Source organism: Myxococcus sp. AM009 (genome assembly GCF_013372605.1).
In the GTDB taxonomy this organism is placed as follows: Bacteria; Myxococcota; Myxococcia; order Myxococcales; family Myxococcaceae; genus Myxococcus; species Myxococcus vastator.
Map to the genome: position 1 here is coordinate 48630 of NZ_JABXEP010000024.1, position 22559 is coordinate 71188.

Below are 22559 nucleotides of genomic sequence, written 5' to 3' on the forward strand. Positions count from 1 at the left end.
CATTCAAGGGCTGGGGGGCGGTGCTGCCCTAGGGGTCGTACACCGTGGAGAGCGTTTCGGAGCGGAAGCTCTCGCGCTCGCGGATCATCGACCGCGTCTTCAGTTCCTTGCGGTCGTAGAGGTACACGGCTCCGGACTTGTTCGTCTGTCCCTGGATGAGCCGGTCATCGAAGTCGATGCGCGCCGGGCCCCGCTGCGGCAGCGGGTTGGAGGAGGCCGTGGCCGCGTCGCCCGTCACGGGGTCCACCACGGACGCGCCCTTGGTTTCGATTTTCGGCGGCGCCTTGGCGGCCGCCTTCTTGGCGGCCCTGGACTTCGCCTGGCGCGAGGTACGGCCACGTTTCTGGGCCCAGGCTTCGGTCGGAGCCACCAGCGTACCGACGCCGATGAGCTGGGCGACAGCCATGCAGAGGAGGAAGCGTCGCATCATCAACAGGTTAAGCGATGCGTGTACCGACCTGTCAACGCACACTCCGGCGCGCACATGTGACGCTGTGCGCGCCCAGGTGTAGAGGGCACTCCACCCCATGTGGGGCGCGTCCACCACGGTAGGGCGGGATGTTTCCGGGACGCTGGAAAGATGGCGTGCGGTGCTGCGTTTCGAGCTCGCCGGGCTGATGGGTATGCTCGCGCGCGGAGGTTACTGGCGCGGATGAGCAGGAGTCGCAGGCGTGCGGTGCTGGCGGTGCTGAGCGTGTCGATGGTCGCCGCGGGAGTGGTGGTGCATCGGCTCCGTCAAGCAGCCGCGCCCGCTTCGGTCACCAAGGCCGAACGCCCTGTCTTGTCGTCGGTGGGGCCTCGGCTCACGAGCAATGAGACCTCCCAGCCGCTCTCCATCCAGGGCGAGCGGCTGGTGTCGGGCCTGTCGCTGTCGCTGGGGCCTCCGTTGTCGCTGCGCCTGCCGTTGACGGTGGTGGATGCCACGCACGCCTATGCGCGGCTGCCCGCGAGGCTCAGCCTGCCAGCGGAGGCGCCGCAGGCGGTGGTGGAGGCGCGGCTCGTCGGGCCGGACGGCACCGAGTCGGAGGGTTCGGCGCGGCTCACGGTGGTGAATGACGCGGCCTTCACTGACTTGACGGCGATGGTGTCCGCGCCGGATGGACGCACGCTCTTCATCGCTTCGTCGCCCACCGACACGGTGTTCGCGCTGGAGGTCGACAGCGGGCGCGTGTCGCGGCTGGCCACGGGAGACGGTCCCTCCGCGCTGGCGGCCTGGACGGATGCGGACGGCCGGCCCTGGCTGGGCGTGGCGCACCGGTATCAGCCGGAGCTGTGGCTGTACGCGCTGGACGCGCCGGAGGCCGCGCCTCGGGTGCTGCCCGCGCCGCTGGGGGCGGAGGGGCTGGCCGTGGATGGCCGTGCCGGCGTGGCCTTCGTGGCCGAGCGCGTGCGGGACCAGGTGCGGGCGCTGTCGCTGGCGGATGGGCGCGTGCGGTGGTCGGCGCCGGTGGACCCCAACCCGCGGGCCCTGGCGCGGTGGAAGGACCTGCTGGCGGTGGGCAGCCTCCAGACGGGGCAACTGGAGTTGCTGCGGCAGGAGGATGGGGCGCTCGTCTCCACGGTGGCGCCGGGCCCGGGCGTGTCCATTGTCGGGGGCAACACCGAGCGCTTCCGCGAGCAGGTGATGGGCGGCAAGGCGCCGCGCTTCCTGGTGGCGAGCGAGCGGCTGGGGCACGTCTTCATGTCGAGCCTGGGGCCGAACGTGGGGCCCAATCCCCAGCGCATGGAGGTGAGCGCGAACAGCGGCGTGTCGGTGGTGGAGCCCTCGCGGGGCAGCTACGTGCGGCACCGGGGCTTCGGCGCGGGAGGCACGGAGGGGCTGGCGCTGGATGACGGCGCGGGCCTGCTCTACGCGGCGGACGTGGGGCTGGGGCTCGTGCGGGTGCTGGATGCGCGAGCGCTGGTGTCGGGAGACGCGCCCGCTCGGCGCGCTGTGCTCCAGGAGGTGGCGGTGGCGCCGCCCGAAGGCACGCCGCGCATCCGGCCGCCCGAGGACTTCGGGGTCCGGGGCAGGGCGGGCGAGGCGCTCCATTCAGGCCCCAGCGCGCTGGCGCTGTCACCCGACGCGCGCACGCTGTATGTGCTCAACCGCTTCACCCGGACGGTGGCGGTGGTGGACGTGCGCGAGGCGAAGGCGGGCAAGGCGCGGGTGGTGCGTCAGCTTCCGGTGGAGACGTCCCGCGCGCAGGCCAAGCGCCGGCTGGGGCAGGTCCTCTACTACGCGGACCTGGGACGCACGGGCATCACCTGTGACGGCTGCCACATCGAGGGCCACACGGGAGGCATCTTCTACGAGAAGACGCAGCCCAACCGCATCTACCGCTCCACGACGCTGCGAGGCAGCCGCGACACGCCGCCGTACTTCACGCCCGCCAGTCACATCAGCCTCGTCGACACGGTGCGCTTCGTGGGCGCGCGCAACCGCTTCCACAACCCGGCCCCGTCGCCGTCGGAGGTGGAGGCGCTGGCCCTCTTCAATGCGCTCATCGTCACCCCGCCCAACCCCCATCGCGGCGAGGACGGTGCCCCGCTGGAGGCGGTGGAGTTGCCGGACGGCAGGGTGGGGCGGCCGGCGCGAGGACGCGCGCTGTTCGAGGGCAAGGGCGCCTGTACGACGTGTCACCCGGCGCCGCTCTACACCTTGGACCAGGACCTGGCCACGCGGGGCCGGTATCTGGAGGTGGGCACGCCCGTGGCGCTGCCGCTGCGGCTGGAGCAGCAGGACCTGGCGCCCGGCGCGGCGACGCCCTCCCTGGTGGGGACGTGGGACGTGTGGCCCCTGCTGACGAGCGCCACCGCCGGCTACGGGGTGAAGGACCACCGGCTCGTGGTGGAGACGCGCTTCGCGCTGCGCGCGCTGCTGGAGACGTCCGGGCCCCAGCATGGCGACGCCAGGGCGCTCTCGCCTGAAGAGCGCGACGACCTGCTGGCGTTCCTGCTCACCCTGTAGGATGTCACCTGGCTGCCCATACCCGGAGGACACCGGGCTTCACGGCGCCTCCGGGTGGCTCGACGCCCGTTCCACGGGGGGGCGAATTGTCGGCCCGGGCTGTGCCACTTGAGCGGTGCCTGCGGGCTTCGTGTCACGAGCACTTGCGTTGTCACCGGGGCCTAAGGTGTACAATCGGACTGATGCGCGCCCTCTCGCGGTCCGTCTGGCTCATTCCCGTGCTGTTGCTGTCGTGTTCCGACGCGGGCCTCTACGCGCTCAATGGCCGGGGACCCGGCGGAAAGGACCGCGCCAGCTTCTCTGGGACGGTCTGCGTGCCGCTCGCGGGCGGCGAGGCCTTTCCCACGAAGGTGATTTTCGCGCTCCAGGGCGGCGAAGGCGTCGAGCGCGAGGTGGTGGGTTACGCCACCGATGCGCTGTCCACGCTCTCCAGCCGCTTCTCCGGTCCCTTCGTCCACTTCAGCCTGGTGGCGTACCACACGGTGGCCACCGGCCTGCTGGGCAGCTTCTCGGATGCGTCCGACTTCCAGGCCGCGCTGCCGCGCTACGCCACCTACCAGGAGTCCGGCCCCGTGAGCGTCCGCGCCGCCCTGCGGCTGGCCAAGACGCTGCTGTCGGGCGACATGCAGACGTCCTGCCGCGGCGAGGTCGCTCGCACGCGCTACGTCATCGTCGTCGTGGTCCGCAGCCAGGACACCAGCTGCGCCAACCCGGCCTTCAACGTGGGGCTCGACTCGCGCTGCAGCGCGCTGGGCAACACGTCGGCGTGCAGCCAGTGTGAGCTCACCGCCGTCACCGGCGAAATCAAGGCGCTGGCCTCGCAGTTCAGCGCGGGCGAGGTGGTGGTGCAGCCCATCTACGTGCGCGGCGAGACGCCAGACCCCATCACCCGCCAGCACGTGGCCGCCATCGCCGCCGCCGGCGGCACCGAGCCGCTGGAGACGGACGCGGCGGGCCTGTCGGGCACCCTCACCAACATCCAGTACGCCGCGCGGACCAACACCCTCAAGCTCAAGCGCTTCTTCGCCTACAACCGCAACGTGGTGGTGCGCGCTGGACAGGTGCTCGTCGACAGCGACGGAGACGGCCTGCCCGACGAGGATGAGGAGCTGATGGGCACCGACCCCCTGCGCCAGGACACGGACCAGGACGGGTTGATGGACGGCGTCGAGGTCCGCATGGGACTGGACCCGCTCCAGCCGGACATCATCAACGGCTGCAACGTGTCCCTGGACGAGGACGGCGACCGGCTCAACACCTGCGAGGAGCGCGTGCTGGGCACCAACGCCTGCATCGGTGACACGGATGGGGACGCGCTCCCGGACCTGGTGGAGGCGCTGGCGATGACGAACCCGCTCATCCCCGAGGACCTGCTCGACACGGACCGCGACGGCGTCACCAACGTGGCGGAGGTGGAGGCGCACGCGGACCCGCTCAGCGCCGACCTCGACTTCCACCGCGAGCGTGGCTACGGCTACGAGCTGGTGGAGACCACGCCCACCGCGGATGGCCGCAGCTGCTACCAGGTGCGCGTGGAGAACGTCACCGTCGTCCCCACCCGCGAGCGGGCACACCCCTTCATCCCGGGTGAAGTCATCAAGGCGGGCACCAACGAGGTGTACCTGTACCTCCAGGCCGGCCGGGACAATGATCCACGAGGCGCGGGCATCGGCTCGCTGCTCATCCAGGAAATCCAATACAGCGAAGAGGGGGGCCGCCTGCCGGCCGGCATCATTCCCCTGGAGCCCGACACCTTCATCCCGGGGACCTGACGCCCTGCGAGGGTGTGGGGTGTACCCCTCGCCTTCACTGGGGAGTCCCCCCCACATCCTCAGCTTGACGTGCTCCTCCTCGTGTCCAACCCGCTGACATTCCAGGGCTTCTCCCAAGTGTCTGGTACGGATCGTTCCTTGCTAGGCGTCCGGTGTTGAAAGGAGTCACCATGACACGCGCTCGTTTCGCTTCAGCCCTCACGCTGGGGGCTTTCCTCGTCCTCGGCCCCACGGGGGCGCTGGCACAGAACAACAACAATCCCGACAACCCGGAGTGCCTGGGGGACCGGTGCGGCATGCCGCTGGAGGTCGGCGGTGGCTGTGGCTGCGGCGCGGGCGGCAGCGTGTGGGTGAACTACACGGACGACGGCGACACGCTGTCGTACACGGACGACGCGGACGGCGACGGCCGCGCGGATGACCGCGACAACTGTCCCTTCGTCTCCAACCGCGACCAGGCGGACGACGACGGCGACGACGTGGGCAACTCCTGCGACAACTGCTCCACGCTCTCCAACTTCCAGCAGCGCGACGCGGACGGCGACGGCATCGGCGACGACTGCGACCCGGACCAGGACAACGACGGCAAGGTCAACGCGGAGGACAACTGCCCGCTGGTTCCCAACCCGGGCCAGGAGGACCTGGACCGTGACGGCCTGGGCGACGTCTGCGACCTGGACGACGACGGCGACGGCGTGCCGGACGGCGAGGACAACTGCCCCCGCGGCTACAACCCGGACCAGGCGATGCCGGAGGACGTCACCGAGTGCCGCGTGGACGCGGACGGCGACAACATCTCCGACAGCAGCGACAACTGCCCCGGCGTGCCCAACCCCGACCAGCGCGACACGGACGGTGACGGCGTGGGCGACGCGTGCGACCCCGACATCGACGGCGACAGCGTGCTCAACACGCAGGACAACTGCCCCGCCGTCGACAACCGCGACCAGCGCGACGATGACCGGGACGGCATGGGCGACGCGTGCGACACGCGCTACTGCCTGGTGACGAACCCCGAGCGCCCCGACGACTGCCTGGACCCGAAGTCGCCGTTCACCGTCAGCGCCGGTGGCCTGTTCCGCACGGACGAGGCCGGCATCACCATCCGTCCGCCGCTGTTCGCCAACCGCAACGGCGCGGCCATGGAGTACGAGTGGGCGGTGGTGAAGCGTCCCTCGGGCTCCACCGCGGTGGTGGAGCGTCCGCAGGGCGCGGTGACGCTCAGCCGTGACTGGCAGTACATGTACGTCGACGGCAGCGTGCCCACCTTCGTCCCGGACAAGAAGGGCGAGTACCAGCTCCAGCTGACCGCGCGCCTGGCCTTTTCCGACCGCGTGTTCCCCGACCAGCGCGTGTCCACCTCCACCCTCACGGTGCTCGTGGGGGATGACTCGGAGGAGGGCAACAGCTGCAGCTCGGTGCCTGTGGGCTTCAGCGCCACCGCCCTGGGCGCCGCGCTGCTCAGCGTGCTGATGCGCCGCCGCCGTCCCCAGCAGTAACCTCGCCGTTCCCCCACCAGGAGGTCCCTTCCGCATGCGCCGCTTCGTTCGTACCTCGCTGCTCGCGGCGGGCCTCCTGGCTTCGGGCCTGTGGTCCTGTTCGGACGCCATGCTCGAATCGAGGGTGGATGCGCTCTCCAACCTCGATGACCGGCTGACGCTCCAGGGGCGGGTGTGCACGCGCCCGCCCAGCCCCTCCGGCTTCCCGGTGAAGGTGGTGGTGGTCATCGACGAGTCGGGCAGCATGTGCGTCTCCGACCCGCCGGGCGCGCAGCTCGACAGCGGCTTCTGCCAGCGCCGGGAGATTCTGGACATCATCCCGGAGGGCGTCACCGAGCCCGCGCGCGTGCGCGCCCTCAAGCGGCTGGTGCAGCAGTTCCGGGAAGTGAATGCGCAGGGTGGCAACGTGCAGGTGTCCGTGGCCCCCTTCGAAACCAACGTGCGCAACGTCTGGCCGCCCGCCACGACGGGGGACCGCTTCGCCCGGCCGGACAACAACATCGACAGCTACATCGAGGGCCTGCAGAGCCAGCTGGGCAAGGGCACCGACTACCAGGGCGCCCTGTCCTACGCCTACAGCCTCATCTCCAGCGACATCAACGCGGTGGCGCGGTCCAACCCGGAGCTGCTGCCGCGCACGCGCTACGTCGTCGTCTTCCTCACCGACGGCACGCCGTATCCGCGCTGCTCGGCCACCGACAACCTCAGCGTCTACGCCGACCCGGACAACCCGGACCTGACGTGGGCGGACTCGCTGGTCGACTTCTGCAACCTCACCAACACGACGGACCAGATTGACGGGTTCGAGGTGGGGACGGACCGCAACCAGAACTACCAGCTGTTCAGCTACGTGCGGCGGCTGATGGAGTTGAAGGACCAGCACAACGTGGGCGACTTGCGCATGCACACGGTGCTGCTCTTCAACCAGGAGGCGGTGCGGGCGTGTGGCCCCATCTGCCAGGACATCTACGGCGTCTACCCGGGCGTGGCGCCGGCGCAATATCCGGAGGCCGCGAAGAAGATCGCCGCGTGGCTGCTGCGGCGCTTCGCGGACATCGGCAACGGCGTGTACCAGGAGTTCAACGACACCGGCGAAATCTCCAACCTGGGGCTGGGCGCGCTGGACTACTCGTCGTTCGCCTCGCGCAACGTGATGAAGACGTTGATGGTGGAGTCGCTCAGCTCCGCGCCGGGTGACACCAGCCGCGTGCTGGACAGCGACGGAGACGGCGTGCCGGACGCCATCGACAACAGCTTCACGCTGAAGACCAACACCTTCGTGGCGGACAGCGACGGCGACTGTCTGGATGACGGCTTCGAGTCCCGCCGCGAGGACCAGGGCTTCCGCGCCGCCAATCACCTGGACGCGCGCGGGTGCAACCCGGCCTCGCCGCTGACGCCCAACTGCGTCTGCCGCGACACGGACGGTGACGGCCTGTCCCAGTTCGCCGAGGACTACCTGCGCACTCGCGCCGGCATCGTGGACAGTGACGGTGACGGCGTGCCGGATGGCCTGGAGGCGCGCTGGGGGCTCGACCCGCTGGAGAACAGCGTGTCGGGCCTGGACACGGACGGGGACGGCATCCCGGACGCACAGGAGCTGCGCGCGGGCAGTGACCCCACGCGCCGCGACAAGGCCTTCCACGAGCGCTTCGGCTACCAGTACGAGACGCGCATCGCGGAGGTCCGCCCCGACGGCAGCCTCTGCTACGACTTCACCGTGTCCAACCTGCAGCTCGTCACGCCGCCGGACCGCGCGGGCGTGAAGCAGGGCTACAACCTCTTCAAGGTGTGGTTCGCCGAGGCGCCGGAGAGTGGCGTGAGCACGGACTACGGCGTGTGGCGCACCGCCTGCGCCTGGGCGCAGTACGCGCCGCCCAGCGTGCGCGTCCCGCTGGGGCCCGAGCTGACCTTCGATGATGCTGACTTCCGCCGGCCCGACACCTTGAGCAACCCGTGGAACAACCAGAACGACTGCGTCGGAATCCCGCCCTCGGGGAGCGTCAACCCGTGAGCCGCGCCGCACGAGTCCTGGCGGGCGTCCTGGTGTCCGTGGCGCTGGTGATGGCGTGTACGGATTCCTATCTGTACGACCCGCGCCGTGACACGGAAGTGCCGGAGGACCGGGCGGTGACGTTGGAGGGGCGCTTCTGCACCGTGGGCAGCAACGAGGTGGTGCGGCCCATCAAGCTGGTGGTCGCCATGGACGCCTCTCAGTCCATGCGGGTGAGCGACCCGGACGGCGCGCGCGCCACCGCGCTGGTGGAGCTCATCCAGAACCTGCCCAGGGACCCCGAGGTCCACCTGGCGGTGATGCTCTTCGCGGGCAGCACCACGGCCTTCCTCACGCAGCAGCCGGGCAACCCGCCCGAGGACGGCTTCGTCCAGGTGTCCTCCATGGATGACGCCACGCTGCGGCGCCTGTCCGAGCAGCTGCTCACCTTCCGCAACCCCGACACCTCGCCGAACCGGGACTCGACGGACTTCGTCAAGCCGCTGTCGGACATCTACTCGCTCATCAACACGGACATCGCGCGCAGCCGGCTGGAGCCGGGCGGTTCACAGGCGCTGGCGCAGGCGCGCTACTCCGTCATCTTCCTGTCGGACGGCAAGCCCACCAACGACCAGGACGACGAGCTGCTCCGGGGCGACGCGGTGGTGCGCATCCGCCAGCTGCGGGACTTGGTGGAGGACGTGCGCGTCAACACCGTGCACGTCTTCAACCCCACGCAGCCGGTGTCCTCGGTGTGTGATTTGTCCGGTGACGGGGGCTGCCCGCTGCTCATCATCAACCAGAACGCGGACCGGCTGGAGCAGATGGCTTCGCTGGGCAGCGGCAACTTCCGCGACTTCCGCAACAACGAGCCCATCAACTTCCTGGACTTCACCTTCGGCCAGGTCCGCCGCGCCTTCATCATGAAGGAGCTGGTGGCCTTCAACTTCTCCGCGCCGCCCGGCAGCCCGGTGGGCGAGGCGGACTCGGACGGTGACGGCCTGACGGACGCGCGTGAGCTGGAGCTGGGCACGGACCCGCACCAGGTGGACACGGACGGGGACGGCTTCAGCGACGGCGTGGAGGTGTACTTCCGCGAGCGCGGCGTGGACTTCGACCCCACGCAGGAGGCCCTGCCGGACGGCGGCGGACTGGACCGCGGGTGCCCGCCGGCGCTGCGCGGGGTGGACTCGGACTGCGACGGCCTGCTGGACTGCGACGAGCAGTTCGTGGGCACCAACGCGACGCTGGCGGACAGTGACCGGGACGGCGTGCCGGACGGCATGGAGTGGCTGGGCGGCACGCAGGGCGCCAGCAACGACTTGGACGAAGACCCGGACAACGACGGGCTGACGAACCGGATGGAGCTGCGGATGCACACCCGGCCGCTGGTGGTAGACAGCGCGGACCTGTCGGTGAATGGCTACCGCTACGCCTTCGAGGCGGACGGCCCGCCGGACACCCTGGGCCGCCAGTGCTACCGCTTCCGCGTGGAGAACGTCCTGCTGGCCCCGACGATGGCGTCCACGGACGACGCGGGCGTGGTGCTGCGCGGGGCGGGCTTCAACGACATCGCGATGTCCGTGGCCATGGTGCCCGGAGACGACCCCACCGCCCGGACGCTTGTCCGCACCTTCCGCGTGAATGACGTGCGCTACCCGGTGGGCGGCATCAAGTCGCCCGCCGACGGCGTCCTCCGCGTGGAGCCCGAGCAGTTCGTCGACGGCTGCCCCGGCCGCCCCGACGACGTGCCCCCAACGCCTTGAGAACCGACGCCATGCCCACCTCCGTTCGCCTGCTGCCGCTCGCGTTGCTCGTCCTCGCCGCCTGTTCGTCCGGAGGAGGGGAGACGCCGGACGCGGGGACTCCCGTGGTGGAGGACCTGTGCAATTCGCGCGAGGAGGCGCTGACGCGGCCCGAGTGCGAGCTCAAGCCGGGCGAGCCGCTGGAGCGCTTCCTGGCGCTGGACAGCGAGCCTCGCGCCGGTGACCAGGACTGGTACCGCGTCGTCCTGCCGCCCGGCACCAACGCCCGCACGTTGCTGAACGTCAACGGGACGTACCTGGCGTCCAGCACCGCCGTGAATCTGTCCGTCACCATTCTGGGCCCGCAGCTGGACGGGACGGAGGGGGCGCTGGCGAAGAAGGAGGACAAGCACGCCCAGGGCGCGCCCCGCCCGGTGGACATCGTGCTGCCGCTGCGCGACGGGCTGGAGAGCCAGACGCTGCTGGTGCTGGTGCAGGACGCGCCGGACGTGCCGTCGCGGCCCAACTACGACGCGCGCAGCAAGTACCGGTTGACGGTGCGCATCGACCAGAACCCGGACGCGCAGGAGCCCAACGACACGCCGGAGACGGCCACCCCGCTGGTGCTGACGCAGTCGGGGGAGATGCTGATGGGCGCCTCCACCGGCTACCTGGCCACCGACAACGACGTGGACCACTACGCCTTCGACCTGGAGGTGGGGAAGGTGGCCTACGTGCGCGTCGTCGCGCCCAACCTGGACTTCGTTCCCAACTGGCGCCTGTCCTACGAGCTGTGGCGCCCGCGCTTCATGGAGAAGGAAGACGAAGGCGTGGTGCTGCCCCAGGTGCGCGGCGGCGAGCTGGCCACCGCGCGCAAAATCAAGGTGGGGCACGCGGGGCGGTGGACGCTGGTGGTGAAGGGCTACCGCGGCACCAATGACCGGGACACGGCCCAGGGGGACCTCTCGCAGCCCTATGAGGTGGAGGTGCGCGTGCTGGAGGAGGAGGACGCGCCGGACCGCGTCGTGACGGTCGATGACCGGATGGGCAATGACCGGGTGCAGGAGGCCACCGCGCGGAACTTCGACAGCGCCACGCCCGGCGGCGCCGGTGCGACGGCCTCCTTCACCGGCCGCCTGGGCTACGTCTCCGACCGGGACTGGTACTCCATCCGCCTGCCGGCCTTCAGCGCCCCCACGCTGCTGCGCTACCGGCTGGTGCCGCTGGAGACGGGGGGCCGCTTCCCCGCGTTGCCGGTGACGGCCTCGCGCGTGCTGCATGTGTTCACCCTGAGCTCCGTCGGAGCCAACCTGAGCGAGTGGCGGGAGAACTGCGCCACCAACGCGGCCGTCTGCCCGCGTGACTTCTCGGAGAACCCCGACGCCCGGGCCTTGGTGGATGGCTTCTGCCGCCGCACGGACTTGCCCGCGCCCATGTGCGTGCACTCGTCGCGTGAGGAGGCGGTGGGCAACTCGCGCTTCACCGGGCTGCGCAACTTCCGGGGGGTCGTCCCGGTCCCGGCGCATGCCGGCGCGGTGACGTACTTGTTCCTGGTGCAGGACAACGGCTCGTGGGTCGACGACAAGGACTACCGCCTGGAGGTGAGCTGGGACGCGGAGGACGCGGACGAGCTGTCTCGCTACGTCGACGGCGCGGAGGCGCCGGTGGCGCGGACGCTCGCGTCCACCACGGCCTTCCCGTCGCCGCCCGACACGGCGGAGTTCTCCGTCACGGGCCAGCTGTCGCATGGCCACGGCCGGCTGCGCAGCGGCACGGACCGCGTCAATGGGCTGGGGGTGCGCGGCCCGCTGGACTACGACGCCGTGCCCTCCGACATGGACTCGTACGTGTTTGACTTGCCCTCGGTGCCGCCGCCGGAGGACCGGACGTGGCTGCTCCAGTGGGAGGTGGCGAAGCTGGCTGACGGTGGTACGCCGCACGGCCTGGCGCTGGACCTGACCTTCTGCGACGGGGATGCGACGGACGCCGGTGTCGGCACCTGCACGCCCGTGCGCACGGGCAACCGCGGGCCGCTGACGCTGGGCTACCGCTCGGATGCGCTGCGGGCCTGGCACACGCCGTCCAACGCGGGCACCAGCAGCCTGCAGCCGCTCTACCAGTTGGAGGACCGTCCCAACTCCACCGTCGTCACCCTGGCGCCCTATGCCTGCGGCTGCCTGGAGCGGCGCTTCATCCGCGGCGGCACCCTGCGCGTGGACGTGACGGCGTCGGAGCGGCTGGACTACGAGCGGGTGAACTACACGCTGCGCACCGGTCATGGGGACTACCCCCAGAGCTACCCGGTGGATGGCGGGTCGACGGTGTCGTGCCCGGTCGTCACCGACGGTGGGACGACGCCGGACGCGGATGGCGGCGTCATCCAGAACTACGCCGAAGGTTGCAACTTCACCTACCAGCCATGAGCCTGGCGGCGGCGGGGCGGGAGCGCTGGCTCCCGCCCGTCACGCGGTGGTCCGCGAGGACTTCAGGGCGCGACGCCCAGCCCGTTGAGGGTGATGACCTGCTGGGGGGCGTTGGATTCGATGGTAATCGTGCCGTCGTATTCCGTGTCATCGGTGGGCCGGAAGGCCACCGTCAGGAAGGCGCGCTCATACGTCTCCAGCCGCAACGGCGTGCCCGGGGAGAAGCCCTCGGGGAGCTGGAGGGTGAAGACGCCTGGCGCCGACAGGGTGATGGCGGTGATGTCCAGCGGGTCCAGGCCGCGGTTCTGGATGGCGAGCGAGTTGAAGGTCGTCTGCCCGACGTAGGTGCCGTGCTCGAACTCGCGGTTGAACGTCAGCGCCGGGCGGTCGATGAAGAGAGTGGGCGCCTGGGGAAGCTCCGTTTCGTTCCCACAGCCAGCCAGGGCGAAGAAGATGATGGGGAGCCAACGGGTACGCAGTCGCATGGACATACACGCCTCGCATGAGGGTCTGAAGATGACGCCGGTTGTAACAGTGTTTGGCCGCAAGGCCCAGGCAGCAGCGGTGCTGCTTTTCGCGTCGCTTTGGGGCGCCTGCGACGGCACGCGCGAAGACTTCATTGGCGCGCGTGTGAAGGACACCTGCGGCGCGGCCTGGCCCGTGTGCGACCGCGTGGCGGGCTGTATTCTCGGCTCGGAAAGTTATTCGGAAGGCCGCTTCCCTGGCCGGCAGCAGGTCATCGTCCAGTTGAAGGAAGCCTCCGCCGTGAAGGTGAGCCTCTTCCTGGAGGACGTCACCGCGGCGGGAAGCGAAACCGTGATGCTCTTCCATGAAGAGGGCTGCCGGGCGCGCATCCGCAGGGCCACGGAGGGCCGCGCGGTGCTGGACGTGATGGAGCGGCAGGGCGCCTTCACCGAGGAGGCGGAGCTCACGGGCGTGGGCGACCACCTCATCGAGTTCGAGTCCGACATGCAGGCGCGCTACATCATCAAGGTGGACGTGACGCCGCTGCGCAATCGCTAGCGTCAGCCCTTGAGCTTGCGCACCAGATGGTCCGCCACGCGGAAGCTGTTGGCGCTGATGGTGAGCGTGGACGGCACGCTGCCGCCGGTGGGCATGAAGCTGCCGTCCACCACGTAGAGGTTGGGCACCTCGTGGGCGCGGCAGTCGCGGTCCAGCACGGACGTCGCCGCGTCGTCGCCGAAGCGGCAGGTGCCGTGCTGGAGGATGGACGTCTCCCCGCTGGTGGTGCCGCGCCGGACGTCATCCGGGTCCAGGCGCAGGAGGACCTCCTCGCCGCGCTCCACCAGGAAGCGCGTGGCCGCCAGGTCCATGGGGTGCCGGTCCACGGTGATGGCCGCCACGGGGATTCCGTAGCGGTCCTTCACGCCGTCCTCCACGCTGACGTAGGTGCCGGCGGTGGGGAGGAACTCGGCGTAGACCTCGAACTGGAGGATGCGTGAGTCGCGGTACTCCCGCATCTTGTCCTTCAATGCCTTGCCGAAGAGGGCCTTCTCGCCCTTGCCCGCCAGCCCCACGGCGGCGTGGATGGGGTTGGGGTGCGCCCACATGAAGCCCAGCGTGCCGCCCTTGCGGAAGCCGAAGCGGGCGTCGGGCAGCAGGTAGAAGTCCTGGAGGCTGCGGTTCACGAAGGGAGACGGGTCCTTCAGCCACGGCCGCGCCGCGGACTGCTTCGACAGGCGGAAGGTGGCGTGGGACTCACCAAACGAGCTGAAGGTGAGGTTGCGCCCCACCAGCCCGTTGCCGTTCGCCAGGCCTTTCGGGAAGCGGCTGGAGGTGGAGTTGAGCAGCAGGCGCGCGCTCTCCACGGCGGTGCAGGACACGACGATGATTTTCGCGGGCTGCTCGCGCGTCACGCCGTCCGCGTCAATGTAGACGACGCTCCGCGCGCGGCCCTGCTTGTCCACCTCCACCGTGCGCGCCATGCAGCTGGGGCGCAGGTCCACGTTGCCGGTGGCCACCGCGGCGGGGATGAGGCTGGCGTGGGTGCCGCTCTTCGCGCCGGTTTCACAGCCGTAGCTGCCGCACAGCGCGCAGTACGAGCACGGCGCCCGGCCCCGGTAGGGCTTGCTGAGGATGCCGCGCGCGGTGGGCAGGGAATGCCAGCCCATGGCGCCGCACGCCTTGTCGATTTCCTTCGCCACCGGGTGCACGTCCAGCGGCGGCAGCGGGTAGGGGCCCTTGCGCGGCTCGGCGAAGGGGTGGGGGACGGACTCGCCGGACACGCCCAGCTCCGCCTCGGCCTTGTCGTAGAAGGGGGCCAGCTCCTCGTAGGAGATGGGCCAGTCCGCCACGGTGCTGCCGGGCACGGCGCCCAGCGTGGAGCGCAGGCGGAAGTCCACCGGCTTGAGCCGGTAGAAGAAGCCGCTCATGTGGACGGTGCCTCCGCCCACGCAGTTGGCCGTCCACGCCGCGCTCGTCTTCTCATAGCGGCCCTTCGCGCCCTGGCGCACCAGGTGCGGCTCCTCCCACGGCACCGGCATGAAGAAGTTCCGGCGGCTGTTCAGGATTTCGTCGTGGATGAAGTCCTTGGGCTGGTAGTGCGGGCCCTTCTCCAGCAGCACGACCTTGAAGCCCGCGCGGCCCAGCTCCAGCGCCATGGGCGCCCCGCCCGCGCCGCTGCCGATGATGCAGATGTCCACTTCGGGCAGGCTCACCGGTGGACCCCGCATTCCCGCAGGCACTTGGGCCCGTCGTGGCCTTCCGGCGGCGCGGAGGCGAGGGTTCCCACGGTGTCGAAGCCCATGAGCCGCCAGCCCACCTTGCCCTGGTTGCCGCCGTAGGACGGGTCCCCGAGGAAGCCCTCTAGCGTCATCACCGTCAGCAGCTCGAAGAAGTGCGCCTCGCCGCTGCGGGGCGGGCTGTCCTTGAAGAGGGTGAGCAGCTCGTCCTGCTGCTCGGCCGTCAGGGCGGCGAAGCCCTTCTTGTGCATGCGCTGGGCGCGGCGCTCCAGGGCCGCCACGCCGGAGAGGAAGTCCTCGCGCACGGGTTCCAGCTCGGGTGTCTGGAGGATGCGGTCGATGTAGACGGGGACGTTCGCGTCGAGGGCGCCCGGGTCTTCATCTCTCGGGAGGACGCGCTCGGTGGCGGCGGCCACTACGGCGTACTCGAAGGAGGAGAAGGTGCGCGGGCCCTGGCCGTCCTGCTTCGCCGCCAGCGGACCGGGGTCCGTGGGGGGCGCTTTGTCTTTCGACTCGGAGGAGCGCTTGCAGGCCGGGCCGAGCAGCACCACGCCTCCGCCCAGGAAGGTCAGCCGCTGGATGAGGGAGCGCCGGGACAGGCGCCCCCGGTTGGAATGCGCACGTGTCATACGGCGCGCGAGCCTAGCGCACGCGCGCGCTTCGCGCTGGATTCATAAGACATGCTCGGTCGCTCCCCGCCGCGCGGCGCTGGCGTAGGATGCCACCACGACGTGCAGGGCCGACAACACACGAGGAGTGGCACATGAAACGGCATGCCTGGGCGCTGGGCCTGGTGCTCGCATTGGGATGTGACAAGGACGGCAACCCGCTGCTCCCTGACGCGGGCGGCAATCCCGACGGCGGTCCGACCGACACCTCGTCTTTCGCGAAGTTCGTGGTGGATTCCGACGAAGGCCAGTTCGACCCCATCTCCACCATCGCCATGGCAGTGGGCCCTCAGGACCGCATCGGCATGGCGTACTTCGTCCGCACGGGGACGACGACGGAGAACGTGGAGAACTCGGACCTGATGTACCGCGAGTTCAACGGCGGGCAGCTCGGCGCGGCGGAGCGCATCTCCACCACGCAGCGCGTGTACGGCGTGTCCGTGGCCTTCGGACCGGACGGCCAGCCGGTGGTGACGTACCTGGGCGGCGACCGCGAAGAGCCCTCGTCGTTCTGGTTCCAGAGCGACCTGGCGGTGTCCTATCGCAGTGCCTCTGGCGCCTGGACGGAGCGCGTCGTCGTGCGGCGCTCCGACGAGGCACAGCCCGTCAATCCCGTGACGGACGTGGGCTTCCTCGTCGGGCTCAATCCCGCCATCGTCTTCAACGGGAGCGAGGCCATCGTCGCATACCGCGACGGACACAGCGGCAACTTCGGACGTCAGGACTGGGAGAGCAGCGACCTGGAGATTGCCAGCGGCGGCCCCACCAACTGGCAGCGCCGGGTGGCGATGTCCTCGGGTGAGAACAAGCATGGCTACGGAGCCCACATCTCCCTGGTGATGGCGGGCTCGCAACCGGCCGTGGTGCACGACAAGGCGCCCGAAGGCGCGCAGGCCACCGGCACGGACGTGCACTTCCAGCGCCGCAACCCGGACGGGCTGACGTGGACGGCGCCGGTGCGTGTGCAGGCGGTGAGCAACACGCAGCTTGGCGCCTCGCTGGCCTACGACGCGGAGGCGGGATTCGGCATCGCCGTGTTGGAAAAGAACGGCGACAAGCTCACGTACACGGATTGCGCCGACACCACGGGGACGGCCTGCACGGCCACCGGTGACTGGTCCTCGCCGGACCCCGTGTTCAACAACGGCACGGGCGGCTGGTATCCGTCGCTCGCCTTCGACCCGGTCCACCACGAGCCGTCCATCGCCTTCTACATCTGCGCCGCCGAGTCCGGCCGCAATGACACCAGCTGCAACCCCAATGACGACGCGCTGGTCATCTCCACGCGCATCCAGGGCAACTGGCGGGAGACGCTGGTGGACACGGGCGGTGGCTGGTCGCCGAAGCTGGCGTACCTGTCCAACGGCAAGCGCGTCGTCCTGTACCGGGCGCCGGTGGTGGCGCAGGACAAGGGCGTGCTGAAGCTCGCGGTGGAGCGATGACGCGCGCGGCCCGCGCGCTGGCCGCCGTGGGGTTGTCCGCCCTGATGGCCGGGGCGGGGCTGGCCGCGTGCGGCCTCGCGGACAACTCGCTGGCCGGCAGCGTGTCTGAGCTCTTCCCGCTGGAGGTGTCCCGCGTGGAGGTGCTGCGCAACGCGGAGGCGTTCCAGGTCAGCTACTACCGGAACAACGACCTGGACGTGGACCTGGTCGTCCGCCTCACGGTGTCCACCGAGGGACTGGACCTGCGTCCCGGGACGAAGGTGGACCTCGCGGGCACCACGCCCTCGGGGCAGGCTCGGGCCACCGTGGTGCACCTCAACGCGGGCGAGCCCGCGCGCGTCTTCGGGCCGGTGAACAAGGGTGACTTGCAACTGGAGTCTGGAGGCAACCCGGGCGAACCCACGCGCGGAGACTTCTCCATGTCCTTCATCCGGGGTGATGGCTTTGGCGCTGGCCGCAACCTGGAAGGCACCTTCTCCGTGGTCGCGCAGGACGCGAGCTTCGGCCCGGAGCCGGGCCAGTTGCTCGACGGCGGCGTTCCGCCTCCCGACGCGGGCACGCCTCCCGAATAGGGAAGGGGCCGGAGCACGTCGGGCAGGCTGCTGTTCGGGAATGTCGGGGGTTTTGATGCCGTGAATGTCCCGACATTTCCGAACAGCGAGCCTTGGGCGTGGTGACTACTGGGCCACGCAGGTGTTGCTGGCCAGGCCCTGGGACACGGAGGCCTGGGACACGGCGTGCTGCGCGAGCGCCTGCGCGCCACCCTCTTCGTACACGCGGCGGGCCACGGCCAGCGCGTCACGGGCGTGGACCGTCAGCGTGGTGCCGGCGGCGTCCGTCACGGCCACCGCGCCGTCCGTCGCCTCCTGGGCCTGGATGAGCATGGCGCCGGCGTCGTCGCGGACCACCATGCCGTCCTCGAGCGGCTCGAAGTAGCGGACCATCGTCTCCTGGCCCTCGCGCTCCAGCGCCATGCGCATGACGCCCGTCTCCACGTCACGCGACAGGCGCAGCGTGTCGGTGGGGCTCAGCTTGACGATGCGGGTGGTCTCCGGCGCGCCGTCGACGCTGGCGACGGGGTTGCTGCCCGTCCAGAACTCGATGCTGTTGATGACGATGGCGTCGATGAACGCGCCCAGCCCGTAGACGGGGATGATGGTGAGCACGAGGAACATCAGCCACTGCACGAACTTGTTGCCGGAGATGTTCTTGTTGAAGTTCCAGATCTTCTGCGTGAGCTGGAACTGGCCGAAGCAGCCGGTGGCGTGCATGGACATGAAACCGGCGAACAGCATGGCGAGCCAGGGGGACGGACGCTTCATTCTTTGACGTCTCCTAGAGGGGGGAGGCTTGACTCCCAGTGCGCCGCGAACATGCCACGGCCCGCAGGGCTGTCACGAGCCGCTTCTACACTCCGTCCGCTGTTGGCCAGTCCGACGCGCCCGGACGTTGCGGGCGCCTCAGTCCGTCTCGCTCTGAACGAGTCCGTACTTGTGGAGCAGCGAGTACAGGTGCTTCCGGTCCAGCTCGGCCTCGCGGGCGGCGCGGGCGATGTTGCCCTTGGCGCGGCCCAGGAGCCGGGTGAGGTACTCGCGCTCGAAGGCGCGGATGAGCTCGTCCTTGCAGACCTTGAAGGGGCCGGTGAACTCCACGGGCAGGGAGTCTCCGGCGGCGGCGGGGGGCTCGCGGGTGAACTCACGCAGCAGGGTGTCCCCGGCCAGCTCCGGAATGTCCACCATGTGCCGGGCGCGCTCCAGGGCGTTGCGCAGCTCGCGCACGTTGCCCGGCCAGGTGTGCCCGGTGAACTGCTCGCGAATCTTCTCCGGCAGCCGGGGCCACACGCCTTCGCCCGCGAAGGCATCCACCAGCAGGGGGATGTCCTCCTTGCGGTCCCTGAGCGAGGGCAGGCTGACGGTGAAGACGGAGAGGCGGAAGTAGAGGTCCTCGCGGAAGCGGCCCGCCTGCGTCTCCGCCCACAGGTCCTTCTTGCTGGCGACGATGATGCGCGCGTCGAAGGAGATGGGGGTGGAGGCGCCGAGCCGGCGGAACTCCCGGTCCTCGATGGCGCGCAGCAGCTTGGGCTGCAGGTCCAGGGCGAGGTCGTCGATTTCGTCCAGGAAGAGGGTGCCGCCGTTGGCGCGCTCCAGGCAGCCGACGCGCTGGCTCACCGCGCCGGTGAAGGCCCCCTTCTCGTGGCCGAACAGCTCGCTCTCGATGAGGGAGTCGGACACGCTGGCGCAGTCGAAGACGACGAGCGGCCCGCCCGCGCGGGGGCTGAGCTTGTGGGTGGCCTTGGCGGCGGCGCCCTTGCCGGAGCCCGTCTCACCCACGAGCAGCACGGTGGAGTCGGTGGGCGCGATGCGCTGGAGCAGCGCGAAGATCTGCCGCATGGGCAGGCTGCGGCCCACCAGGTCACCCAGCCTGTCCTCCAGGATGGGCTCCACCTGGACGGGAGACACCTGGGGGCTGAAGCGCAGCCGGACGTCGCCGACCTCCAGCAGGGCGCCGGGGCGGAGGAAGGCCTCGCGCACCTGGGCACCGTCGAGGAACGTGCCGTTGGTGGAGCCCAGGTCCTGCACGAGGAAGCGGTCCCCCTGGCGGCGCACCACCAGGTGGTTGCGGCTCACGGTGGGGTGGTCGATGACGACGTCGTTGTCCGGGGCCTTGCCCACGCGGAGGGCTTCATTGGCCAGGGGGAAGACGGTGCCGGCGCGCTCGGTGTCCAGCAGGACCAGGTGGAAGAGCTGGGCGGAGAGCCGTTCCCCTTGGGTCCGTGCGCCAACGACGGTGTGAGAGGGGATGGGTGCGGGGGGCAGAGCGGGCATGGCCGGCGGGGATTCTAGACGGCTTCGCGCTCCATGGTGACTTCCTGTCCCTCAGGACGATGCCCGCCCAGCAGCCGGCCATGCGGGGGCCGACCGGAGGCGGGCGGGGCGGGCTCCCGTGGCGTAACGAAGGCGGGGCAGCCCGGCGTCGCCACACGGCGGCTCGTGAAGGCCGCTGGCCCGCGGAGGGCGGAACTGCACGCTTGGCAGGAGCGGCGCGCGGTCGACGGAGGCTATCGCCGCGCGGCGGGGCGATTTAGGACGCGGGGCAGTGAACCAGGAGGTTCTCCGTGGTTCCGGATGCGCGTCCCGAGGTGAAGCCTGTGCAGGGGAGCCGTGACGAGTTGATTGATGCGCTGCGACAGCGCCTCGCGGGCTCCTTCCGCTGGGCCGGCGTGGGCGTGGCGTTGGGGGCGCTGGCGGTGCTTTACGGCGCGTCATCGTTCCAGCGGGCGCTCGATTCCGGAAGGTACAGATGGCCGTTCAGCGCCCAGCTCCCCATCTGGGGGAGTCTCTTGATTGTCATCGGTCTGGCCGCCTTCTGGCTGGCGCCCCGTTACACGCGGAGGTTGGTGAGAAGCGTGGAGTCCGATGAACGGACGTCGTTGCTGATGACGGTGGAGCGCAAGCGAGTGCCGGGAGACGACGAGCACTTCCTGTTCGTCGCCACCCTGTACAGCCCGGAGCGACTGCGCGTGGTGCTCCGGGACGTGCACTTCCGCCAGGGGGACAAACCGCTGCAGTACCCATGCAAGGAAGGTGTCACCCAGGTACCGGTGCAGGTGTATGGCAGGCCCGGCGAGGGCCCCATCGTCATCGACGCGGGGTGGGGCTTCCTGCTCCCCGCCAACCTGACGTACCCCTGGTACAAATAGTCACGCATCGCGAACAGGCGACGGCCGGGCTCCCGTGAAGAAGCCCGACCGCCACCCACGTTCCGTCCGAAAGACCGCTAGTCCCCGGAGTAGATGCCGATGGTGCCCGGCATCACGGTGCCGTCGCTCAGCGTGGCGCCCTGGAAGGCCACCAGCATCCGGCGCCGCGGGCCGGAGCGGTCCACCTGGATGTCCGGTACGCGCATGCTGGACAGCTCAGGTCCGAGCACGGAGAGGCCGTAGTGGGAGACGGAGCCGCCCCGGACCCGTGAGAGGCCGCCGCCCCAGCTATGGCCAGCCCAGACGCTGCCGTTGGCCGGGTCCGCCGCCACGCTGGCCACGTGCGGCGCGGCCAGCTCGTTCTTCAGCGTGCGCACCACCTGTCCGCTGTCGTTCAGCTCCGCGATGCCGTGGCCGAAGGAGCCCACCCAGGCGGAGGTGCCCACGACGGCGATGCCGGAGACCAGGTCATCCGTGCGCTGCTCCGGACGGGAGTAGCGCTCCTCGCCCACCGCGTCCTTCCAGATGTCGATGCGGTTCCACGCGTAGGCCCGGGACTCCGTGCGCGTCTGGCCCTCCCAGAAGTCGTTCCCGACGGTGCCGTAGAAGTAGCGCGTCGTCCGGTTGGCGCCGCCGACCCAGACGTCTCCGTCCGGACGCACGCCCAGGCCCCAGTACGCGTCCGTGAGCAGCGCGGGCTGGACCCGCCACTGGCTCCGGTCCTCTCCGTACTGGGCTCGGTCCGCCGTGGGGTTCGTGTAGATGTACGCGTTGACGCCCGGGTGCGAGTGCTCCTCGACGCCCCAGCAGTGGAACTGCCCGTTGCACGTCGGGTCGCCCCGGTAGTCCGCATCGCCGCGGGCGAGGCCGTGGTTGGCGCCAAACCAGACGCTGTTTGTCGTCGCGTCATAGGCGATGCGCCAGATGTTGCAGAGCTTCTCGCGGCCCCGGAGCTCGGCGTCGACGACGTCCGGTCCCGAGAAGATGTCGTAGTGCACGACGTCGAGCGTGCCGTCCGCGCGCAGTGAGACGCGGTCGGCGTCACCGCTCTTGTAGCGCGCCGGGTCCGGCGCGTTGCTGTCCCAGTTGTTCTCGCAGTGGAGCGCGCCGTCGCCCGGCATGCCCTCGTAGCCGACGAAGACGGTGTCGTTCCAAGCGCCCGCGACGGAGATGACCTTGAGGTACTTCGGCCCCGGCGGCGCGCTGCCGTCCGGCATGTAGCCGTACGGGCGCAGGCCCTCCGCCATCGTGTAGCGCCGGAAGGTGCGCTCACCCTTCTTCATCACGAAGAGCCCTTCCTCGCCGCCCGCCACCCAGATGTTGCCGGAGGCGTCCGCGCTCACGCCGTGGATGAAGCGGGGGCCGCCCGCCTCGCGGCCGAAGAACTCCCAGTTCGCCGCGGAAGGCGTGGGCAGGGGCACTTCCTCGGGGCCCCCGTCCGGCGTGCCACCGTCGTCCGGCGTGCCACCATCGTCATCCGGCGTGCCTGAATCCGGCTCGCCCGCGTCGGGCGTGCCACCGTCGTCACCCGGTGTCCCTGAATCCGGCGTGCCCGAGTCCGGCGTGCCTGCATCGCCTTCCGGGGCTTGGGGGGATTCCGAGGGCGGGACGTCCAGGTCCTCGGCCCCCGTCGTGTCACTCCCCGAGCCACAGCCCGCCCACACC

At 70.1% G+C, this 22559-nt stretch carries 17 protein-coding genes; 10 read left to right on the top strand and 7 right to left on the bottom strand.

Going from position 1 to position 22559, the window contains the following annotated elements:
• Positions 1-28 precede the first annotated feature (28 nt).
• A complete protein-coding gene (locus tag HV824_RS08785; RefSeq protein WP_255207874.1) occupies positions 29-430 on the bottom strand; it encodes a hypothetical protein in 402 nt (133 codons plus the stop codon).
• A 99-nt stretch (positions 431-529) separates the two neighbouring features.
• Here HV824_RS08785 and HV824_RS08790 point away from each other — a divergent pair, with 99 nt between their 5' ends.
• The 6 genes from HV824_RS08790 to HV824_RS08815 all read left to right on the top strand — a co-directional run bounded on the left by HV824_RS08790 (position 530) and on the right by HV824_RS08815 (position 12382).
• The gene (locus HV824_RS08790) at positions 530-2950 is read left to right on the top strand and encodes an MtsA protein (protein WP_176423059.1); all 2421 of its coding nucleotides are present in this window, start codon (positions 530-532) and stop codon (positions 2948-2950) included.
• A gap of 182 nt (positions 2951-3132) precedes the next feature.
• The gene (locus HV824_RS08795) at positions 3133-4722 is read left to right on the top strand and encodes a thrombospondin type 3 repeat-containing protein (protein ID WP_176419152.1); all 1590 of its coding nucleotides are present in this window, start codon (positions 3133-3135) and stop codon (positions 4720-4722) included.
• 170 nt (positions 4723-4892) lie between these two features.
• Positions 4893-6221, top strand: a complete 1329-nt coding sequence (locus HV824_RS08800; RefSeq protein ID WP_176419153.1) for a thrombospondin type 3 repeat-containing protein — start codon at positions 4893-4895, stop codon at positions 6219-6221.
• Positions 6222-6255: 34 nt separating this feature from the next.
• On the top strand, positions 6256-8235 hold the full coding sequence (locus HV824_RS08805; protein WP_176423060.1) for a vWA domain-containing protein: 1980 nt from the start codon (positions 6256-6258) through the stop codon (positions 8233-8235).
• The gene (locus HV824_RS08810; RefSeq protein WP_176419155.1) at positions 8232-9980 is read left to right on the top strand and encodes a VWA domain-containing protein; all 1749 of its coding nucleotides are present in this window, start codon (positions 8232-8234) and stop codon (positions 9978-9980) included. The genes HV824_RS08805 and HV824_RS08810 overlap by 4 nt, the downstream gene beginning before the upstream one ends.
• A gap of 11 nt (positions 9981-9991) precedes the next feature.
• Entirely contained in the window at positions 9992-12382 is a 2391-nt protein-coding gene (locus tag HV824_RS08815) for a hypothetical protein (RefSeq protein WP_176423061.1), read from the top strand.
• Between the two features lie 62 nt (positions 12383-12444).
• On the opposite strand, the gene HV824_RS08820 is transcribed toward HV824_RS08815, so the two are convergent.
• Positions 12445-12867, bottom strand: coding sequence for a hypothetical protein (locus tag HV824_RS08820; RefSeq protein ID WP_240358091.1), 423 nt, complete (start codon positions 12865-12867; stop codon positions 12445-12447).
• A gap of 31 nt (positions 12868-12898) precedes the next feature.
• Here HV824_RS08820 and HV824_RS08825 point away from each other — a divergent pair, with 31 nt between their 5' ends.
• Positions 12899-13405, top strand: coding sequence for a hypothetical protein (locus tag HV824_RS08825; RefSeq protein WP_255207876.1), 507 nt, complete (start codon positions 12899-12901; stop codon positions 13403-13405).
• A 2-nt stretch (positions 13406-13407) separates the two neighbouring features.
• On the opposite strand, the gene HV824_RS08830 is transcribed toward HV824_RS08825, so the two are convergent.
• Both HV824_RS08830 and HV824_RS08835 read right to left on the bottom strand, forming a co-directional pair.
• Positions 13408-15060 carry a GMC family oxidoreductase gene (locus HV824_RS08830; RefSeq protein ID WP_176419168.1) on the bottom strand — a complete coding sequence of 551 codons (1653 nt, stop codon included), beginning with the start codon at positions 15058-15060 and terminating at the stop codon, positions 13408-13410.
• A complete protein-coding gene (locus HV824_RS08835) occupies positions 15057-15713 on the bottom strand; it encodes a gluconate 2-dehydrogenase subunit 3 family protein (RefSeq protein WP_176419158.1) in 657 nt (218 codons plus the stop codon). The genes HV824_RS08830 and HV824_RS08835 overlap by 4 nt, the downstream gene beginning before the upstream one ends.
• 134 nt (positions 15714-15847) lie before the next feature.
• On the opposite strand from HV824_RS08835, the gene HV824_RS08840 reads away from it, so the two are divergent.
• A complete protein-coding gene (locus HV824_RS08840) occupies positions 15848-17194 on the top strand; it encodes a hypothetical protein (protein ID WP_176423062.1) in 1347 nt (448 codons plus the stop codon).
• A complete protein-coding gene (locus HV824_RS08845; RefSeq protein WP_176419160.1) occupies positions 17191-17766 on the top strand; it encodes a hypothetical protein in 576 nt (191 codons plus the stop codon). The genes HV824_RS08840 and HV824_RS08845 overlap by 4 nt, the downstream gene beginning before the upstream one ends.
• A 105-nt stretch (positions 17767-17871) precedes the next feature.
• Here the strand turns inward: HV824_RS08845 and HV824_RS08850 are convergent, their stop codons facing one another.
• The gene (locus tag HV824_RS08850; protein WP_176419161.1) at positions 17872-18516 is read right to left on the bottom strand and encodes a DUF3332 domain-containing protein; all 645 of its coding nucleotides are present in this window, start codon (positions 18514-18516) and stop codon (positions 17872-17874) included.
• 138 nt (positions 18517-18654) lie between these two features.
• Positions 18655-20019: a sigma 54-interacting transcriptional regulator gene (locus tag HV824_RS08855; protein ID WP_176423063.1), complete on the bottom strand. Its 1365-nt coding sequence runs from the start codon at positions 20017-20019 to the stop codon at positions 18655-18657.
• A 290-nt stretch (positions 20020-20309) separates the two neighbouring features.
• On the opposite strand from HV824_RS08855, the gene HV824_RS08860 reads away from it, so the two are divergent.
• The gene (locus HV824_RS08860) at positions 20310-20894 is read left to right on the top strand and encodes a hypothetical protein (protein ID WP_176423064.1); all 585 of its coding nucleotides are present in this window, start codon (positions 20310-20312) and stop codon (positions 20892-20894) included.
• Positions 20895-20971: 77 nt separating this feature from the next.
• On the opposite strand, the gene HV824_RS08865 is transcribed toward HV824_RS08860, so the two are convergent.
• On the bottom strand, positions 20972-22558 hold the full coding sequence (locus HV824_RS08865; RefSeq protein ID WP_368738039.1) for a hypothetical protein: 1587 nt from the start codon (positions 22556-22558) through the stop codon (positions 20972-20974).
• Between the last annotated feature and the right edge of the window lies 1 nt (position 22559).